The organism is Kitasatospora sp. NPDC057015 (genome assembly GCF_042673745.1).
Lineage (GTDB): Bacteria > Actinomycetota > Actinomycetes > Streptomycetales > Streptomycetaceae > Kitasatospora.
The window spans coordinates 1-17,305 of the sequence record NZ_JBHUSG010000088.1 but is presented as its reverse complement, the minus strand read 5'-3'; the positions used below and the strand labels follow the sequence as shown (position 1 = coordinate 17,305).

Sequence of the window (17,305 nt, the reverse complement as noted above, 5' to 3'; positions counted from 1 at the left end):
GGGCCGAGCAGCAGCCCGTACGCCAGCAGCAGCAGGCCGTGGCCGGCCAGGAAGAGCCGGCGCCGGCCGATCCGGTCGGCCAGGGCGCCGAGCGGCACGGCCAGCAGCAGGAAGGCGGCGGCGGTGCCGAGCGGCAGCAGCGGGAACAGCTGGGCGGAGAGGCCGAGCCGGCGCTGCAGCAGCAGGAAGAGGAAGGAGTCGCTCACCGTGGTCAGCCCGAGCAGCACCGCGCAGATCGTCAGCCGCCGCAGCTCGGGCAGCCGCAGCAGGGCGATCCCGGCGCGCAGCGAGGCCGGGGGCCCCGACGGCGTCGTCCTTCCCAGCCGGCCCGGTACGAAGAGCAGCAGCACCAGGACGCCGAGCGCCGCGATGCAGCCGCTGACCGCGAACACGGCGTCGTAGGCTCCCCCGCCGCCGTCGGCGAGCAGCGGACCGCCGGCCAGCCGCAGCACCGCGAACGCGACCAGCGGGCCGAGCAGGGCGCCCGCGGTGTCCATCGCGCGGTGCACGCCGAACGCCCGGCCGCGGTGCTCGGGCTCGGTGGCGAGCGAGATCATCGCGTCCCGGGGCGCGGTGCGCAGGCCCTTGCCGGTGCGGTCGACGGCGATGACGGCGCCGATCATCGGAACGGTGTGGGCGAGCAGCAGCAGCGGCTTGCACAGGGCGGAGAGGCCGTAGCCGATGGCGGCGACGGTCTTGTGGCCGCTGCGCCCGCGGTCGGCGAGGTGGCCGCCGGCGAGCCTGACCAGGGCGCCGACGCCGTTGTTGAGTCCGTCCAGGACGCCGAAGCCGAGCGGGGACAGGCCGAGCCCGGTGAGCAGGTAGAGGGGCAGAACGGCGCTGACCATCTCCGACGAGACGTCGGTGATCAGGCTCACCGCCCCCAGGGCGAGCACCGTACCGGGGACGGCGGCCGCCCGCCGCCCCGGGCTGGTGCCCGGAGCGGTGGCGGCGGAGGCCGGCGCAGTGGTGCCGCGGCGATCCGCGAGGTACACGGCCGTCAGTTCCAGATGCCGGTGATGTCGGCGGCGGTGGCGGTGAGGGGACGGCGGGGGCGCCTGCTTGAACGCGCGAGCAGCACTGTGTCCTCCGAGGACGGGGGAAAGGGGGTGCCCCGAACTCTAGGGTTGGCACCGGACGTATCAGAGGCGGGTGAAGCAATGAGAACAAGAACAACGGCCGACTATCCGATCTTGTGGTCTAGGCCTAATTGGATATAGGTCTAGACCTATTGGGTTCGAGGCGAACCAGCCGCCCGTCCAGCGCGCACAGGGAGTGCCAAGCTCTGGCTGCGCGTGGCGCCGACCGTGCTGTACCGCGGCCGCGAGTGCGGTCTTGTGCTCGCCCCTACCGGTGGAAGCGTCTCAGATCAACGGAATTGAACGCCGGGACCCGCTCCCATCAACGTCCGCAGATCACCATCGCCCAGCCGACCACGATCCCAGCCCAGGTGACAGCCCGTCACCGAATCCCGAAATTTGCTGTGGAGCGTCACCGACTGCGACATCGATCAGCCCGCGTGGAGGATCTGCAGGCGGAGAAGATCGAAGCCGGCGCGCCCGTACCCGTCCCTCTCGATCCTTTTTACGGTTACCTGGAATCCGGCCGGGGTGATCATGTCTCCGCGGTGTGACTGCGGACTGGGGAGATGCGTTGAGCGGCACGGTGGTGCTGGCGGAGAAGCGGCCCGTGTTGGGACGGCATGAGCGGGCAGCGGGCTGGTTGCAGGTGTGGGCGGACCTCGGACGGGCGCCTCGCACGATTGACGCGTACGCCCAGGGGCTGGCCGAGTTCCTGCTCGTGTGCGAGCGGGTGGGTATCGACCCTCTGGCGGCGAACCGCGCTCATGTCGCGCTCTTTGTAAGTGAGTTGATGTCACGGCCCAGTCGGCGGGGTACGAACGTGGTGTCGATCGACTCGGGGTGGGGCTGGCGAACGCGACGATCCAGCAGCGGCTGGTAGCTGTGCGGTTGTTCTAGGACTGGGGACGCGACCGCGTGAACGGCGAGATCGGCCGCGTCCGCGCGGTCCTCGCCGGGGGGCTACCAGCTCGGCCGGGGCGACGACAAGCTCCTGCCGGTGGTCGCCTGCCAAGTGTTTTCTGCTCAACCGCAGCCCCCACGGCGACGACCTCACCACCGCACTGTTCGAGCGGATCCGCCGTGAGAAAATGATCCCCCGACCTGCGTCTCAACACCCTGCACGCCCTCCAGAAAGCGGCGGCCGCTGTCGGTTTCTGTGATCCGCCGAGTTCCGGCACCGGCCGCCACACAGCGAAGGCGGCCGGCGGACCGGAGATCTGGGCATCGAGGGCTTCCCCCTGCGCCTGCCGCCCTCGTGGCGGGGCTCGACGTCCGCGACCAGGCCGTCCGCCTCCAGATCGGCGACCAGCGCGGAGACCGTCGGCGCGGTCAGACCCGACACCCGCGACAGGTCCGCGCGACTCATCGCACCCCTGCGGTAGAGCGTTGCCAGGACGAGCGAGCGATTGTGGGCCCGGTTGTCCTGGGTCTGCGCCTTCGTTCGCTCCTGCCGCCGGCACCGCGTCGGCGGCAGATCGAACAGCCCCGCGGCGGGCGACGGCCCGCGGCCACATCGGTACGGACGGACTCACTCACGGCGCAGCACTCCTTCCGACTCCAGCCACCCGAGCCTAGTTTCTCAGGCGCCTTTACATATGACTTCAACAATGAGCTCGTCCTCAACTCCTATCAAGAGCCTCGGATCCAGCGGCCTTAACGATCTGGTGGACCCGAATCGAGCGCCGCCATCCGGTGCCGAGTAGGGGCGAGTGCGGCGCCGGCCGAACGAGGGGTGCTTGACAAGTGCCGCAAATGGGCCGATTATTCAAGGAGAATTAAGTAAATGCTACTTCGATATTGCGTCCCGTGCGAGCGAACCCGCCGCCGGCGCGCATCGGGCCCGGGCATCCATCGCAACTTCCGTCGGCCCCAATGCACGGCAGGCTGCACCAGTCCCACGAGCCGGCCCGGCGTGCGCCCCTGATTCCTCGCATCTCGCCCACCGGGAGGCAATAATGTTCGTACGCGGATTTATAGGTGGCATCCCTGCCACGCGATCGTCATGGGACGCCGACTGGCTGCCGCAAGATCCCACCAGGCTGCACCTGGTCGAGGCCGGCCAGGACTTCGATATCCTCAGGACCCCCCGCGCACTGGCCGCGAAACTACTGGCGTTGCTGGAGCTACACCGGCCGAGCTGTGTCGAGGACATCGTGACCGGCGCGTGCCTGTGGCTCGTTCCCGTCGGACGCGCGCGGCGCTGGTCCCTGTATCCCGGCCAAAACACAGCAGTACTCGCCCGGGGCTGGCACGTATCGATCCCGGGAGAAAACTGCGAGGAACGGCGCCGATGGATTGGGCCGGGCCCGGCACTCACCCCCGCCGACCTGCTCGAAGCCGCCCTGGACAGCCTGACCCACGGCCGGCCGCCGCCGTCCAAGCCTGCCCGGGCCCCCAGAGCCCGCAACGCCGTCTGTGCATCGGCCCCCTGCAAGTAGTGCGTCCCCCAGGGGCATTCGCCAGTCACTCGAAGGCCCCGCGGGAGACGACACGGTCACTGTGACAGGCCCGGTGGTAACCGCCACCGGACCCAGGGTCGCCGACGCTCGGAGCCCGGAGCCCTGCCCACCGAACGAGGGACTACCGACATGCCTGCTCCTACCCCCGGAGTCACCCCGCAACCCGCCGCCTACCTGCGCTACTACCCGCACAACTGCTCGGTGATGGACCGCAACGTCGAGGCCCTGCGCAGCTTCGCCGCCCGACTCGGCGTACCCGCCCCCGCCTTGTACCTCGACTACGGCTTTTCCTGCACCGGCCCCCGGCCCGGCCTCGGACGCCTCGTCCGTGCCGCCATGAACGGCTCCCACCGCCTCCTCCTGGTACCCGGATGGTGGGTCTTCTCCGTCGACGACACCCAGGCCGACCTGACCGTCCGGATGCTCACCACCCTCGGCGGCCTGCGCATCGTCCGGCTGCCTCCTCGTAAGCTCGTACCGCCGCACACCGTCGATCCGCTCGTCTGAGCCACCCCCGCCCAGGGAGATGAGACCGTGAACTCGGCCTCCGACACCGCATGGCCCCTATGGGTCGGCCGCTCCGTGACCCTGCCCGACGGCAGCACCGCCATCGTCCGGATGGCCCGCCGCGAACGCGCCGCAGACACCATCTGGGCCGTGGACACCCGCGGGACCATGCACCGACTTTCGCGCCGAGTGACCGACTCCCTGACAGCGGCTCTGACCGAACCTGCGTGAACAACCGAGGATCTGTCAGCAGTTTCGGGCCGCACCAGGAGGAGCGAGTCCAGTTCAAGGCGATCTGGGCTGCACCTACGAGCGTGGGAGCACGGCGACATCGTCGACGAAGCCAGGCCGGGGCTCCGGACCGGCGGCGCGCATCCGGGCCGCGGCAACCAGGCGGGTGAGTCCACCCGCTGCGCCTGAACCCCTGCCGTTCGGCCCGGTCCTGGACGCCTTCGCGGCAGCGCCGACTGGCTCCCCGCTTCCGAACACCTCAACCCCAGTCCGGTGTTACCGCCCCGATGCTGGCCGCGCTCGCCGACCGGCTGCCCCCCACAACGGTCCATCGAGGGCGAGCCGCGCCCGGCCGCCGGGTGCTGCCGTCTCCGGGCGTCGGCGTGTTGCGTTGGTGTGGTGACGGCCTCCCGAGGATCCGCAGGTCCAGCGTTCCTATATCGAGGACGTCGTGCAACTTCTCGAACGGTGCGGCGTCACGGTCGCTCCGGTGAGTCACCGTCACGGAGCGGCTACGGCTCCGGGGTGGGCTGAGCAACCTTCAGCGCCTGGCGTTGCCGGCTGCAGAAGGCCGGTGTCCTCGGCGATGGCCTCCGGAGACGGCTTGACGTAGCGGCGGACGTTCTCCATCTGTTTGTGCCGCGACTTCGCCATCAACATCCGCAGGCTGGCTCCGGCCTCGCCAAGGTGGGTCAGGCCGGAGTGGCGGTACTCGTGCAGGTCCCAGCCCGTACCCGGCCCCTGCACCGCAGTGTGACCGTCCAGCAGCGGGCGGGCCTGCCCGTAGGAGAGGCGGGCGAGCCCGGTGTCCGGGCAGACGTCGCGCGGGCTGACCACCTTGCCCGGTCCGGGACGGCGATGGGTGACGAACACAGGCCCGCGGGTGCGGTCCTTGAGCAGTAGGGGCAGCAGCAGGGCGGTACCGGCGTCCCAGTACACCCACTCCAGTACGAAGTCCTCGCGCGTCTGGCCCGCGCGGCGGCCCTTGGACTGGGTGCCCTTCGCCTTCACCGGGCAGCGGCGACCGGCCAGGTCGAGGTCCTCGACGTTGACGTCGAGGACCTCCTCCGAGCGGGCGCACGTCTCGTAGAGCATCCGCCAGAGCGTCTTCTCCCGCAGGTGAACGTCGCCACGTGCGATCAGGCGGTCGATCGCCGTCTTCGAGTGCACCGGGGTGTGCGATTCCGGGACGGCCATCCGCTTCACCCAGGCCGGCACGGTCGGCCCGTCGTAGCCGCGTTCGGCACACCAGCTTGTCCAGGAGAGCACAGCGCCGCGACGAGCGTTCCAGGTGTTCACCGCCGAGGGACCCCACAGCAGCTCCAGGGCTTCGCCGATCTCTCCGTCCTCGACCGACGCCAGCGGTCGGCCCTCGCCGACCCGTTCGGCCGTCTTCCCGACGGCGATGCCGTAGCTCCGGACCGTGTTCGTGTTGCCGAGCGTGTCGAGGAACAGATCGGCCGCCGCCCGGACGGTCAGTGCCCTCCCGATCTGCAACTGCACGACGGTGGGCACCGCTTCCCCCTTGCTGCAGATGATGGAATTGCTTCTCCTGGCGTCGCCCCGGGCGGTGTCGACGACGCCACCGGGCAGGAGCAGTCGGGCGCCGGCCAGAGCAGTGCCCGACGGCAGAGCCGTGGCGCGGAACGGAGTCGTCACGGATCCGCGGTTCAATTGGTGGTTCGTGGACATGCGGGCGGATGACTCAAGCCGTCGGCGGTGCGGAGCTGCTGCACATGAATCGGTCTCGGCTCTGCTGCGGCGCGCCCTGCCGCACATCGCGCCCTGCTCCGCTAGACGCAATGTCGGTGGCACATGGCCGTCCTACCGTGCGCCACCGGGACCTGAGGCGGGAACTTCCGGTGCCCCGCACTGTGCGGGCGGCACCGGAAGTCCCTCGGTGGTCGGCCGACTCTGAGCGGCCTACCACCGTTCTGTCAGGCGATCGGATTCGTCCGCCGCGCGCGCCGAGGCAGGTGGGGCGAGGACTGCTTGGCGCTGACGGCGACTCAGAATGTCCAGGGTTCGGGTCCTTTACGTTGCCGAGGCAGTGTCAGGGTGCACTGGTCCTCTTCTCCTTGCCCTGCATTTGTCAGCTGCCCATACTTCTGGTTCCACTGGGCGATGACGGGTCTGCCGTGTTCGAGGCTCAGCCGGCTGACAGTGGCGGTGTCCAGGCGGAACAGGCTGCCCGCTGCCGTGGGAAGGCCGAGCCGGCGGGCTGCCAGGGCGCGCAGGAAGTGCCCGTGGCCGACCACGACGACAGTGCCCACTGCCGTGTCGAGGTAGCGGTGCAGGAGAGCGAGGACGCGGTCCGCGCGGGCGCCCACGTCCTCGGGCCGCTCTCCGGGATGGTCGTTGCCGGGGGGTACGCCGTCGCGCCAGAGGCTCCATTCGGGGCGTCGCCTGAGGATGTCGGCGGTACGCAGGCCCTCGTATGCCCCGTAGTCCCACTCACGTAGGTCGTCGCAGGTTTGCGGATCCGGCAGACCCGCCAGTTGCGCGGTATGGGTGGCGCGGATGCGGGGGCTGGTCAGAACGCGGGCGATGTCGAGGGCCTGGAGCGGTAGGGCGAGTTGCAGTGCCTGCTGCTCGCCGCGGGGCGTCAGCGGCACGTCGGTGATGCTGGTGTGCCGGCGGTTGACGGTCCATTCGGTCTCGCCGTGGCGGACGAGGAGGAGGTCACCCATCGGTGGCTCCCCCTGCCGGCCGGCGGTCGGTGACTGGCGCCGACCGGTGCGGTACGCCGGGGACGGTGGTGCTGCGCGGGCTGGTCATGGACTCACGCTCCACAGGGTGTGGTCGGGGGCTGCGATCGTGTTGAGGAGACGCGTGGTGGCGACGGTCATGGCGGTGCGGGCATCGCTGAGGTAACCACGGGGGTCCACACCTCGGGGCTCACTGGTGAGGTGGGTGCGGATGGCGTGTGTCATGGCGATACTGAGGGCGGTGCCGATGTTGACCTTGATGATGCCGCCGGCGACGGCGGCGAGGAGTTCGGCGTCCGCGAGGCCGGAGGAGCCGTGCAGGACGAGCGGCACGCTGACGGTCTCGTGCAGTCGCCCCAGGAGTTCGCGGTCGATGGTCGCGGTGCGGGAGGTCATGGCGTGCGCGCTGCCGACGGCGACGGCGAGGGCGTCGATCCGGGTCTCCTCGATGTACTGGGCGGCCTCGGCGGGATCGGTGCGCGCACCTGGCGCGTGGGCGTCGAGTGCTCCCCGGCCGTCCTTGCCGCCTACTTCGCCGAGTTCCGCTTCGGCCCAGATCCCGTGGGTGTGGGCCCATTTCACGGCATGGCGGGTGACCTCCACGTTCTGCTCGTAGGGAAGGTGGGCCGCGTCGATCATGACCGAGCCTATGCCGCACTCCAGGGCAGTCGGAAGCAGGCCGAGGTCCTTGACGTGGTCGAGGTGCAGCGCGACCTCGACCCGTGCGGTGCGGGCCGCGGCGGTGGCAGCGGCAGCCAGGGGGGCGAGGCGGCCGAGCCGGTACTTCACGGCGTTCTCGCTGATCTGCAGGATGACGGGCTGGCTGGCGGCCTCGGCTCCGTTGATGACCGCCTCGATGTGTTCGAGGGTGATGACGTTGACGGCGGCGACCGCGGTGCCGCCGGCGGCCGCGCGGTCGATGAGGTCGCTGGTGAAGGCGAGGGGCATGGTGCTCCGGGATCGGTGGGGCGGCGGGGTCAGAGGGATTCGATGTGGACTGCGGGCAGGAGAGCCTGGTGGAGGTCGTGGTCGAAGCGGCCGGCACGCGGCGCGGCGACCGTGGCGGCCGACAGCGCGACGGCATCGGTGAGAGCCTCTGGCCAGGGAGTGGCGTCGGCGAGGGCGGCGGCGAGAGAAGCGACGGCAGCGTCGCCGGCCCCGGCGGGATTGCCGCGGATGGACAGGGAGTCGGGAAGGAAGGCTCGCCAGGTGCCCTCGGATGTCACGGCGAGGAGGCCGTCCGGTCCCATGGAGGCGATCACGTTCTGGGCCCCGAGGTCCCTGAGGGCCCGGGCGGCGTCCAGTGGGTCGGTGAGTCCGGTGACGGCGAGGAGCTCGGCGGCGTCGGGCTTGACGAGGGTGGGTCGGGCGTCGAGTGCTGCGGTCAGCGGCGGCCCGTCGGAGTCGAGGATGACGGGCAGGCCGTGATTGCGGGCCAGGGTGACGAGTGCGCGGTAGGCGTTCGAGGGCAGGCCGACCGGGAGGCTGCCGGAGATCACCAGGACCTGGGCGCCGGATAGCAGTCCGTCGACGACACCGGTGAGGGTGTGCCACCAGCCGTCATAGGGAGCGGCTCCGGGCTGGTTGAGCACGGTCACGTCGTAGTCGCGGTCGTCGGTGCCGGCGACGGTGCCGGCGACGGTGCGTCGGGTCGGAGCGCCGCTCGGCACCACACAATGGGTGACGCCTGCGCGTCTGAGGTCGTTCCGGACGGCAGCGCCGTTGGTTCCGGCGAGCGGGAGAACGGCGATGGTGCGGCGTCCGAGCGTGGCCAGGACCCGGGAGACGTTGACGCCCTTGCCTCCGGCCTGTTCGTGCACCTCGGCGACACGGTGTGTGGTGTGCGGGGGAGTGAGGCTCTTCACGCGGTAGGTGACATCCAGTGCCGGGTTGGCGGTGACGGTGACGATCATCGGACGCGTCCTCTCCGGTCGGCTCGGAAGGTGATCAGGTCGAGCGCGGCCAGGCCTGCTCCGAGGCAACCTGCCAGGTGGCCGAGTTCGGCCTGGACAAGCGCGGAAGGGACGGGGACGACGGCCTTGGAGGCCAGCGCGGCCCGTAGGGGTGACAGGAGGAGCGCACCGGACTCGGCGACTCCTCCGCCCAACACGATGAGCGGAGGATCAAGCACCGTCACTGTCTGGAGCAGCATGTCGGCGAGTGCCTCGACGGCCTGCTCCCAGACGCGGCGAGCGGCTCCTTCGCCGGCGGCGGCGCGGGAGGCGACCTCGGCCGCGTCGGCGGAGCGTCCGGTGGCCAAGGTGTAGCGGCGGGCGATCGCGGCGCCCGAGGCGTAGGCCTCGGCGCAGCCGCGGCCTCCGCAGGCGCAGTGGTCGCCGTTGGGACGGATGGTGAGGTGGCCTATCTCGCCGGCTCGGTGGTGGGCGCCGGGTTCGGGGCTGGCGTCGGTCATGATGGCGGCGGCGATGCTGGTGCCGATGGGTACGAAGAGGAATCTGCGGTGTCCGCGGCCGGCGCCCAGGCGGGCTTCGGCGATGCCGCCGGCCCGGACGTCGTGGGTGATGGCGACGGGCAGGCCGGTGGCTCGGGCGACGAGTTCCCGGAAGGGGACGTCGCGCCAGCCGATGGTGGCGGAGTACAGGGCGGTTCCGGCGGCTTCGTCGACGATGCCGGGGAGCGCGAGGCCGATGGCGCGGGCGGGTGATCCGGTGCGGCGGGCGGTCCTGGCCAGTTCGGTTGCCAGGTTGGTGATGGTCCGGACGACGGCTTCGGGGCCGCGCGCGCGTGCGGTGGGTCGCCAGGTCTGGTCGTGGACGTCTGAGTGGGTGTCAAGGAGGGCGGCCTTGATGCCGGTGCCGCCGACGTCGATGGCGATGACCCCGGGGGCTGCGGCGCTCATGCGGCGGTCAGCACGACGGAGCGGCTGATGGTGTGGTCGGCGACGGTGATGACCGGGGTGAGGGGGTCCGCGGTGATGGCGATGGTGTGAGTTGTGCCGCGCAGGGCGGACAGCAGGTCGAGGACTTCGGTCGTGGTGCCGGACCGGGTCAGCGCGACGATCCGGTCGTAGCGGCGGCCGGAGGGGAATTCGGAGGCCGCGAACGCGTCTGTCTCGCCGTGGCCGCTTCCTTCGCGCTGGCCGGCAGAGGCCTGGGCCAGGTGAAGGGAGGTGCCACAGCCGATCACGGCGACGCGCTCGCCGGCCGCGGGCAGGCTGCCGGCGTGGCCGCGGGCCATGGCGACGGCGCGTTCCCAGCACTCGGGCTGGCTCGCGGTCTCGGCTTCCAGGTGGAACACGGATTCTCCAGGATGGTGGGTGAGACTGCCGCGATGCCGGCTTGTCGGCCTGCGGCGGATCGAAGGGCGAGGGTGTTACTTGACGGATCCGGCGGTGAGGCCGGAGACGACCTTGCCTTCGATCAGGTCGAAGAGGACGACGCCGGGCCCTTCGCCTTGATCAGCTGGGCGTCCTTCCTGACCTCGTCCCAGGCCTTCGGGGCGTCGGTGAGGCCGGCCTGCGCGAAAGGGGCCTTGTGGTAGGAGAAGGCGCGCGCCGAGGACACGAACGGGATGCCGTACTGGGTGCCCTTGACCTGGCCGGCCTTGGAGAAGGTGTCGATGAAGTTGGACTGCGCCGTGGGTGACAGAACGTCAGTCGCCCTGTACAGCAGGTCGTCGGCGACCTTGTCGGCGTAGCCGCCGGTCGGCAGCACATCCGGGTAGTTGCCGGACTGGACCATCGTCTTGACCTGCTTGTCGATGTCGTTCCGGTTGATCACCTGGACATCGACCGTTGGTGGGGTTGGCCGCGGTGAACGCGGAGGCGACGGCGTCCTAGTTGGCCTTGGAGCTGTTGGACTCCTTGTCGCCGTAGTCGGCGGCCACGAGCCTGATCGTGGTCTTCGAGGGACCGGTGGCCGGGGAGCCGGAGCCGCCGGAGGAGCACGCCGAGAACGCGACGGCGCCGGTTGCACCGATGGCCGAGAGGCGCAGCAGACGTTGCTCATGACATTTCGCCTTTGTGTGCGGACCGTGGTTGCTCGGTCCGGGGGATGAGTGGGGACGACGGACTCGTCGGAGATGAGATGGATCCGGGGTGCAGCGAACGGAGGGCACAGAGTCGTGTTGTCCGGCCGGCTTGCCGTTGTGGGGCGTCGTCCCGTGGTGAGCGCAAGTCTTAACGCCTTTCGGCGGCGATCTCCAGCTCGGTTATCGAATCGTTGCGGCAGCAGCATGGCAAATCGGACATACAGCCTGAAAGGCTTGATTATTTGCTCATTCTTGCAACTGCAGCTCCTGCATTGAGCATAATGCATCAAAGATAGAGCAGTAACTGATGCAAGGACGACCAGCACCATGGCCATGCGGCCGCTCCGGCCGTTCGGGGCACCCGCGGTCGGACGACGAATCCGGCAATGCAACGGGAGGCCGTTGTGACGGCTGATCAGAACCACCGTGCCACCACCCATGACCCCGCGCACGCGCCCGCAGGTCGCACGCGCCCACCGCATCTGCCCGGCGCCGAACAGTCGCCGCCCGGCGGGGCGAATGGCCCGGCGGCTCAAGCCCGCACAGGGCATGCCGCCTTCGCCTGCTCGCCCACCCGTCGCCGCCCCGGACACCCGTCGGCGTCACCCCCGACGCGCAGCGCGGTGATCGCTCTCGACATCCGCGCGGAGTGGATCACGGGTGCCCTGCTGCCCGCCTCCGTAACAGGCACCGTCGAGCAGTGGTGCACCCGCTCCGACCGCGCGCGCTCCCTCCTTTGCACGGACACCAACCCTGTCGCAGCAGTCACGACCCTGATCGGTATGCAGCCGCGCTCCAGGTCGCTGCGGTCGGCCGTCATCCGCAACGCGGCCACCGGCAGCTCGGCGCGGTGGTGCTCGGCCATCGCATACCCGACGACCTCGCGGGTGGCCAGATCGGACCTTGCTGTGTGGGAGGGGGAGCGGCCGGCGGACGACGCCGGTGTGGCCCGGTCCTTCCATGATCGGCCCGTGGGGCCCACGCCGATGACGCTGTCATCAGTCGTGAGGCTCCTCGAATGGTTCGTCCCCGGGACAAAACGCTCCTCGCGGGGTGCCCCTGCGCTGCTCGGGCGCCCTTGGGTCGGCCGTCGCCCCGGAGCACGGCAGCCTCAGGTGTCCACGGGGCGGGCGGGACCGCTCAGGGGTTTCGGGGGTGGGCCAGCGCAGTGGGTGACCCGAGCCCGAAGAAGTAGGAGTGGGCCGGCGGTGTGCTCGCGGGGTCACGTGGCCGGGCCTCGTAGCAGGTCCAGCTGCAGAACCCGACCGGGTTCCAGTCCGTCAGCCGTCGGCACTCGCCGCACGTCATGACGTCGGTTGGCTTGTGCTGGGTCTGAACCATCGCGCTCACCTGCTCCACCTGCACGCGCCGGCCCACTCCTGCCTCGGCCCGGGATAGTACGTATACCCCGCAATGATGCCGATCACACGCCCCGGGGGTTCGGGTCCCGCCGCGTCCGCGTGCAGGCCCGCCCAAGCGCCTTCCACCATCGCTTCGTCCGCAGTGGGGCGCCGCCGCCCGGCGCTGGGCGAAGCGACCGCAGGTGTGACCTACCGGTACCGGGGCAGTCGCAGGACTGAGAGCGCGTCGCGACGAGACCAGCCCGCGCGTCAGCGCAGGGCGGAGGAGACGCCATGAGCGGTATCGAGATCTGGGAGTTCCGCAGCACGTCCGGCCATGTCTCCAACACCGAGCTGGTCGGCTTCCGTGTCGAGGCCACCGACGGTCACGTCGGAGAGGTCGACAGGCTGTCCGAGGAGGCCGGCCCCCGGTACCTGATGGTCGACACCGGACCGTGGATCTTCGGCAAGCACGTCCTGTTCCCCGTCGTCCAGATCGGCCAGGACGGCAAGACGGTCCATGTCGACCGCACCAAGGACGAGATCAAGAGCGGCCCCGAGTACGACCCCGAGAAGGACGACGTTGCCGACGGCGTCTACAAGGACGCCTACGCCGGCTACTACGGCCCCTACTACGGCGGCCCGGTGTCGACCCGGCCCCCGGATGCGGGCCGCCACCGACACGGTGGCGGCCCGCATCCGTCCCGGATCACGTCCGGAGACCGGTCCGCGGGCGCCGGGGCCTCCCGTTCCTGGTCCGTCCGGTCTGCCCGGTCCGCCCGTGGTCGTCAGAGTGACGGGCCGGTGACCTCCTGGGTGCCGAGGACGGCGAGCAGGTCGAGGAGGTCGGCGCTGTCGGTGCCGACGGCGGGATGAACCAGAGCAGTCGCTGCCGACCGTCCTCGCTGAAATAGGTTGAGGCAGTTGACCTCGATCAGGCCGAATGCGGGGTGGTTGAGGCGTTTGCGGTCGTCGCGGCGGAACGCCACGTCGTGGACGGCCCACAGGGCGGCGAATTCGGTGAACTTGACCGGCTGGTTGTTGACCAGCAGGACTCGGCCGATCGGCGAGACGGTGGTCTCCCACCCGACCGCCGGGATCTCGGCACCGGAGACCGGCGTGCGCTGGGAGGGAGGCTCGGCCTGGAGGCGGAGCGGGACAAGGCCGAGCTCGGCGAGCGGCGGCTCCGCGTTGGACGGCGGGTCGGGCAGGCGGGGCGGGGTGCGGCTGGTGTCGGTGACGGCGATGTCGAGTTCGTCGTCGAGGGCGGTGGCGGTGATCGTGCCGGTCCGTGGGTGTGGCGAACCGCGTTGGTGACGAGTTCGGAGACGACCAGCAGTAGGTCCTCCTCCTCGCGCGGGTGCCCCGGGCGGACCCGTTCGAAGAAGGCGCGGGCTGCGGCGCGGATCAGCGCGACCGCCTCGGGCGAGCCGCTGAACGTGGCTTCCCAGTACTCCCGCCGGCTGCCCTCGTGCGTTCGTGTCCGGTGCCGGGCGCTGCTGCGGGGGTGCGGGTGCTCGGGTGTCGTGCTTGGGGGCTGCGGGTGTCGCGGTGGTGGTCATGCTGCTCGGCCTGCCTTCCGTGCCGGTTTCACGGGGCAGGGCGAGGGTGTCCCGAGGACTCGTTCAGGGTGGGGGAGGGTTGGTTCGGGGCTCCGGCTCCCTCGGCGGGTGCGGGAGCCCCAGGTCGTGCGTGGTCACCGGGTGGTCCGGGTCGTTCAGCGGTGCTCCCAGTAGCCCTTGCGCCAGGTCGTCATCCAGTGACCGGGCTCCCGGCGGGTGGTGTCGTAGGGAGCCCTTTGCGTCCGTGGCCACCGGGCCGGCACTCGGCCGTGCCCTCTGCCGCCGCCGCTCGTTGACCTCGACGAGCGCCTCCATCGGGGCGCCCGCACGGCCCCGTCCGCGCACCGGCCCGGAACGTACACCCCCACGTTCCTGGACCGGCCCCGCGCAGGCGGGTCGACCTCGGGGCGGCCGGACGTACACACCGGCCGCCCCGACGTTCGACCAGGCGCTGCGTCCACCCTCGCCCTCGCGCACCTCACGCCTGCGCACAACCGCACAGTAGCCTCCAGGGCCCCCGGGACGCCCCCTCCCCAGCGCTCGACGGCGCCACCGACCGGCGACGCCGTACGGGGCCGCGCAGAACGCACCGGCCGCGCCGCGCCACCTGCGGTATGCGATGCGGCCCGTTGCCCGACCGCTTCGATGGGCAGACCCAGGGCCAGGGCACGGCTACGACGCTCAGACACGCCGACACCTGCCTGCTCCCCGCCGCCCCACCACCCCGCTGCGCCGCCGTTCACCCACCCGTTCGGCGGACCCCGCAGCGCTCCGACAGCCGGTAGGCAGGCCTAGATGATCGATTCCAAGGGGTTTAGTGGTCGTAGGCGGTGAGAGCGCGCATGATCGGCTGGCCGGTGTGGTCGTTGTGCCAGATGGCGGGGTGAAGCCGAGCATCGCCTGCATCATCGCCAGCGTCACCAGCTACGCGTCGCTGAGCTGCGGCGCAATGCCAACGGCCGGCCGCCACGGAGTGAACTGTGGCGAAGTCTTCAGCAGGTCGTCGGTCTTTACATAGAGTGCGGTGGCGAGGGAGTCCAAGTCTGTTTTCACACAACGACGTTGGACTCCCTTCTCCTATGCGCGCAGGCATCGTCTAAAATCGGCCGCTTATGCGGTGGCGCGCCCGAGGGTCCGTTTCTTCGTCCTCCTCGGCAGAGAGGCTGCGCAGCCGATACATGGGGGAGGCAGGTTATGGACGTGGCACGCAGGGTTGTCGGACGTGATCATCTGGCAGGGGTCGCGCGGGCGGCGTTGGGAGCCCGGCATCGACTCGTCGGCGTGTCACGGCTCCGAGGCGGCACCAAGAAGGGCGTGTACCGCCTCATTTTCGACGATGATTCCACCGCGATCGTCTACATCTGGGACGATGCCGAGAACTACTGGCCAACGGCGAATGCCGCCGACGCCGAGGACCATGCGGACCCGTTTTCGCACGCCTCTGGGATCGAACTGTTCCAGGCCGCTCACCGGCACCTGAGCACCCTGGGGATCCGCACGCCCCGGATCCATCTGGCCGACCGGAGCAGGAGCCACTATCCGGCGGACATCGCGGTGGTCGAGGACGTCCCCGGCGAGAACCTAAAGACACTGCTCGAACAGAACCTGCGCAGCGTGGAGACCACCCTGGCGCGACTCGCCGAGGCACTCGACCTGATGCAACGGCACACCGCGCCGGGCTTCGGCAAAGTCGCTCTGATCGACAACGGCGGCGTCTCCCATGGCCGCTCGTGCGAGCAGGTGGTCCTCGACCGCGCGCTCGAAGACCTGGCCGGAGCTTCCTCGCGCGACATGCGGATCGCAGGTGTCCGTGACCACGTCGAGGACGTGTTGCGCGGCTTTGCCGGCGCTGTGCGTCCGCGCTCGGAGTACGGGCTCATCCATGGGGAGCTCGGACCGGACCACGTGCTGGTGGACCGGCACGGGCAGCCGGTTCTCATCGACATCGAGGGCCTGATGTTCTTCGACGTCGAGTGGGAGCACGTGTTCCTGCGCATCCGTTTCGGCGAGCACTACCCGTGGCTCAACAGGGCCGGACTCGACGAGCAGCGCCTGGCCTTCTACATGCTGGCGATGCGTCTGTCGCTGATCGCCGGACCGCTGCGACTGCTCGACGGCGACTTCCCCGACCGCGACTTTATGATGGGGATCGTCGAGTACAACCTCCTGCAAGTGCTTGCCATTTTGCCCGAAGGCAATCGCTGAACCCCTTGGAATCGATTATCTAGCGCGGACACGTACGGTATTCCTGTACATGCATCCACCAGGGGGTCCAGCGATGACGGACAGTGCCGTCGGCTGGTTCACCGCCACCGTCCGGGACAGTCTCGTCGGCCCGGTCGTCGAAGCCGTCGGCGAACTCGACTACGACAGCGCCCCGCTCCTGCGCACCGTGCCCTGGCTGCTCGGCCGGCTCCGCCGAGGTTGGTGGTCGACCTCGCAGGCGTCACGTTCTGCGACTCCACCGGCCTCAGCACCCTCTTGCAGAGCCGCATCTACGCCGAACGCCAGAGAACGGCGGTCCACCTGGCCCGCCCGACCCACATCGTGGCCCGGGTGCTGGAGATCACCGGCGCCGACCAGGTATTCCCTATCGATTCCGAGGTTCCCGCCCCCGCACCACGCACCGGCGCCGGCTGAACCGCTGATGGAGGGAGAGGCCACTGCTGCGGGACCGGGGTCGGCGTCCAACCGCGCGCCCAACCACGATTAGGCGGGTCCGCGCGTGCCTCGCGGCCGGCAGGAGGCCGGCCGCGGCGCCGGGCAGACATGGGCTGAGCTCATTGCTCGCTGCACCGCGACGTGAGGTGGTGCGCGCCGCGGGCCATGGGTGCGGCGCGCACCACCTGGAGTGCCCCGGGTGGCCGGGGGCGGGCCGATCGCCCGACTGGGCCCGGGCCGCTACTGGCCGCCCTTCTGGACGTACTGCTGTACGAATTCCTCGGCGTTCGCCTCAAGGACCTCGTCGATCTCGTCCAGGACCGACTCGACGTCGTCGCTCAGCTTCTCCTGGCGTTCCTGGAGCTCCTGGGAGTTCTGTGCTTCGGCAGCCTGTGCGTCGACTTCCTGGGAGGTGCGGTTCGCCCGCTGCTGGCCACCTTCGGTGTCTTTGTTCGTCATATCCCTGACCTCGCTCATTCGTTCGGTATGACTGGTGTTCCCGGTCCTCGCCCACTCGATGCCGTGCACGGGACCGGGGCCTGTAGGGGAGGCGTCGTTGCCGTCGGTGCTGTTCCGCGTCGCAAGGCTGGAGCTGAGAGCCGCCGTCCGGCTGCGGGGCCGCGAGGCGCCACAGCCGGACGGGGTCGGCGGAACGGGGAGGGACCTGGTCAGAGGTACTGCCCCGTGTTGGCCACGGTGTCGATGGAGCGGCCGGACTCGGCACCCTGCTTGCCGGTGACGAGCGTGCGGATGAAGACGATCCGC

General features: G+C 70.1%; 15 protein-coding genes and 2 pseudogenes. 4 read left to right on the top strand and 13 right to left on the bottom strand.

Translation table 11 applies throughout. From position 1 onward, the window contains the following. Window positions 1-995 (bottom strand): MFS transporter (locus ACFTWP_RS40420; RefSeq protein ID WP_380270188.1); only part of this gene is annotated, 995 nt, incomplete at its 3' end. Window positions 996-2,190: 1,195 nt separating this feature from the next. Further along, complete coding sequence (locus tag ACFTWP_RS40415) at window positions 2,191-2,475, bottom strand: MarR family transcriptional regulator (RefSeq protein ID WP_380270191.1); 285 nt, start codon at window positions 2,473-2,475, stop codon at window positions 2,191-2,193. A gap of 1,195 nt (window positions 2,476-3,670) precedes the next feature. Here ACFTWP_RS40415 and ACFTWP_RS40410 point away from each other — a divergent pair. After that, a complete protein-coding gene (locus tag ACFTWP_RS40410) occupies window positions 3,671-4,048 on the top strand; it encodes a hypothetical protein (protein WP_380270187.1) in 378 nt (125 codons plus the stop codon). A gap of 732 nt (window positions 4,049-4,780) precedes the next feature. On the opposite strand, the gene ACFTWP_RS40405 is transcribed toward ACFTWP_RS40410, so the two are convergent. The 8 genes and pseudogenes from ACFTWP_RS40405 to ACFTWP_RS40370 all read right to left on the bottom strand — a co-directional run bounded on the left by ACFTWP_RS40405 (window position 4,781) and on the right by ACFTWP_RS40370 (window position 12,327). Next, window positions 4,781-5,794 carry a tyrosine-type recombinase/integrase gene (locus ACFTWP_RS40405; protein WP_380270190.1) on the bottom strand — a complete coding sequence of 338 codons (1,014 nt, stop codon included), beginning with the start codon at window positions 5,792-5,794 and terminating at the stop codon, window positions 4,781-4,783. A 494-nt stretch (window positions 5,795-6,288) separates the two neighbouring features. Continuing rightward, on the bottom strand, window positions 6,289-6,969 hold the full coding sequence (locus ACFTWP_RS40400; protein WP_380270186.1) for a histidine phosphatase family protein: 681 nt from the start codon (window positions 6,967-6,969) through the stop codon (window positions 6,289-6,291). A gap of 84 nt (window positions 6,970-7,053) precedes the next feature. After that, on the bottom strand, window positions 7,054-7,935 hold the full coding sequence (locus ACFTWP_RS40395; RefSeq protein ID WP_380270185.1) for a ketose-bisphosphate aldolase: 882 nt from the start codon (window positions 7,933-7,935) through the stop codon (window positions 7,054-7,056). A 29-nt stretch (window positions 7,936-7,964) separates the two neighbouring features. Continuing rightward, window positions 7,965-8,900: a 1-phosphofructokinase family hexose kinase gene (locus ACFTWP_RS40390; protein ID WP_380270184.1), complete on the bottom strand. Its 936-nt coding sequence runs from the start codon at window positions 8,898-8,900 to the stop codon at window positions 7,965-7,967. Next, window positions 8,897-9,847: an ROK family protein gene (locus tag ACFTWP_RS40385; protein ID WP_380270183.1), complete on the bottom strand. Its 951-nt coding sequence runs from the start codon at window positions 9,845-9,847 to the stop codon at window positions 8,897-8,899. Before ACFTWP_RS40385 ends, ACFTWP_RS40390 begins: the two co-directional genes overlap by 4 nt. 5 nt (window positions 9,848-9,852) lie before the next feature. After that, a pseudogene (locus tag ACFTWP_RS40380) lies at window positions 9,853-10,245 on the bottom strand (SIS domain-containing protein); the annotation flags it as partial. Between the two features lie 122 nt (window positions 10,246-10,367). Then, complete coding sequence (locus tag ACFTWP_RS40375) at window positions 10,368-10,727, bottom strand: extracellular solute-binding protein (protein ID WP_380270182.1); 360 nt, start codon at window positions 10,725-10,727, stop codon at window positions 10,368-10,370. A gap of 1,390 nt (window positions 10,728-12,117) precedes the next feature. Next, on the bottom strand, window positions 12,118-12,327 hold the full coding sequence (locus ACFTWP_RS40370; protein WP_380270181.1) for a hypothetical protein: 210 nt from the start codon (window positions 12,325-12,327) through the stop codon (window positions 12,118-12,120). 284 nt (window positions 12,328-12,611) lie between these two features. Between ACFTWP_RS40370 and ACFTWP_RS40365 the strand changes: the two genes are divergently transcribed. After that, window positions 12,612-13,193 carry a PRC-barrel domain-containing protein gene (locus ACFTWP_RS40365; RefSeq protein WP_380270180.1) on the top strand — a complete coding sequence of 194 codons (582 nt, stop codon included), beginning with the start codon at window positions 12,612-12,614 and terminating at the stop codon, window positions 13,191-13,193. Here ACFTWP_RS40365 and ACFTWP_RS40360 read toward each other — a convergent pair. Both ACFTWP_RS40360 and ACFTWP_RS40355 read right to left on the bottom strand, forming a co-directional pair. Continuing rightward, on the bottom strand, window positions 13,106-13,879 hold the full coding sequence (locus ACFTWP_RS40360; protein WP_380270179.1) for a hypothetical protein: 774 nt from the start codon (window positions 13,877-13,879) through the stop codon (window positions 13,106-13,108). The two genes, ACFTWP_RS40365 and ACFTWP_RS40360, sit on opposite strands and share 88 nt — an antisense overlap. A gap of 927 nt (window positions 13,880-14,806) precedes the next feature. Next, window positions 14,807-14,932: pseudogene (locus ACFTWP_RS40355) on the bottom strand (IS982 family transposase); the annotation flags it as partial. A gap of 141 nt (window positions 14,933-15,073) precedes the next feature. Here ACFTWP_RS40355 and ACFTWP_RS40350 point away from each other — a divergent pair. Then, complete coding sequence (locus ACFTWP_RS40350) at window positions 15,074-16,084, top strand: phosphotransferase family protein (RefSeq protein WP_380270178.1); 1,011 nt, start codon at window positions 15,074-15,076, stop codon at window positions 16,082-16,084. Window positions 16,085-16,123: 39 nt separating this feature from the next. After that, the gene (locus ACFTWP_RS40345; RefSeq protein WP_380270189.1) at window positions 16,124-16,519 is read left to right on the top strand and encodes an STAS domain-containing protein; all 396 of its coding nucleotides are present in this window, start codon (window positions 16,124-16,126) and stop codon (window positions 16,517-16,519) included. A 261-nt stretch (window positions 16,520-16,780) separates the two neighbouring features. Here the strand turns inward: ACFTWP_RS40345 and ACFTWP_RS40340 are convergent, their stop codons facing one another. Next, window positions 16,781-16,999 (bottom strand): ubiquitin-like protein Pup, encoded by a 219-nt coding sequence (locus ACFTWP_RS40340; RefSeq protein WP_380270177.1) that lies wholly within the window; start codon window positions 16,997-16,999, stop codon window positions 16,781-16,783. Window positions 17,000-17,305: the final 306 nt, after the last annotated feature.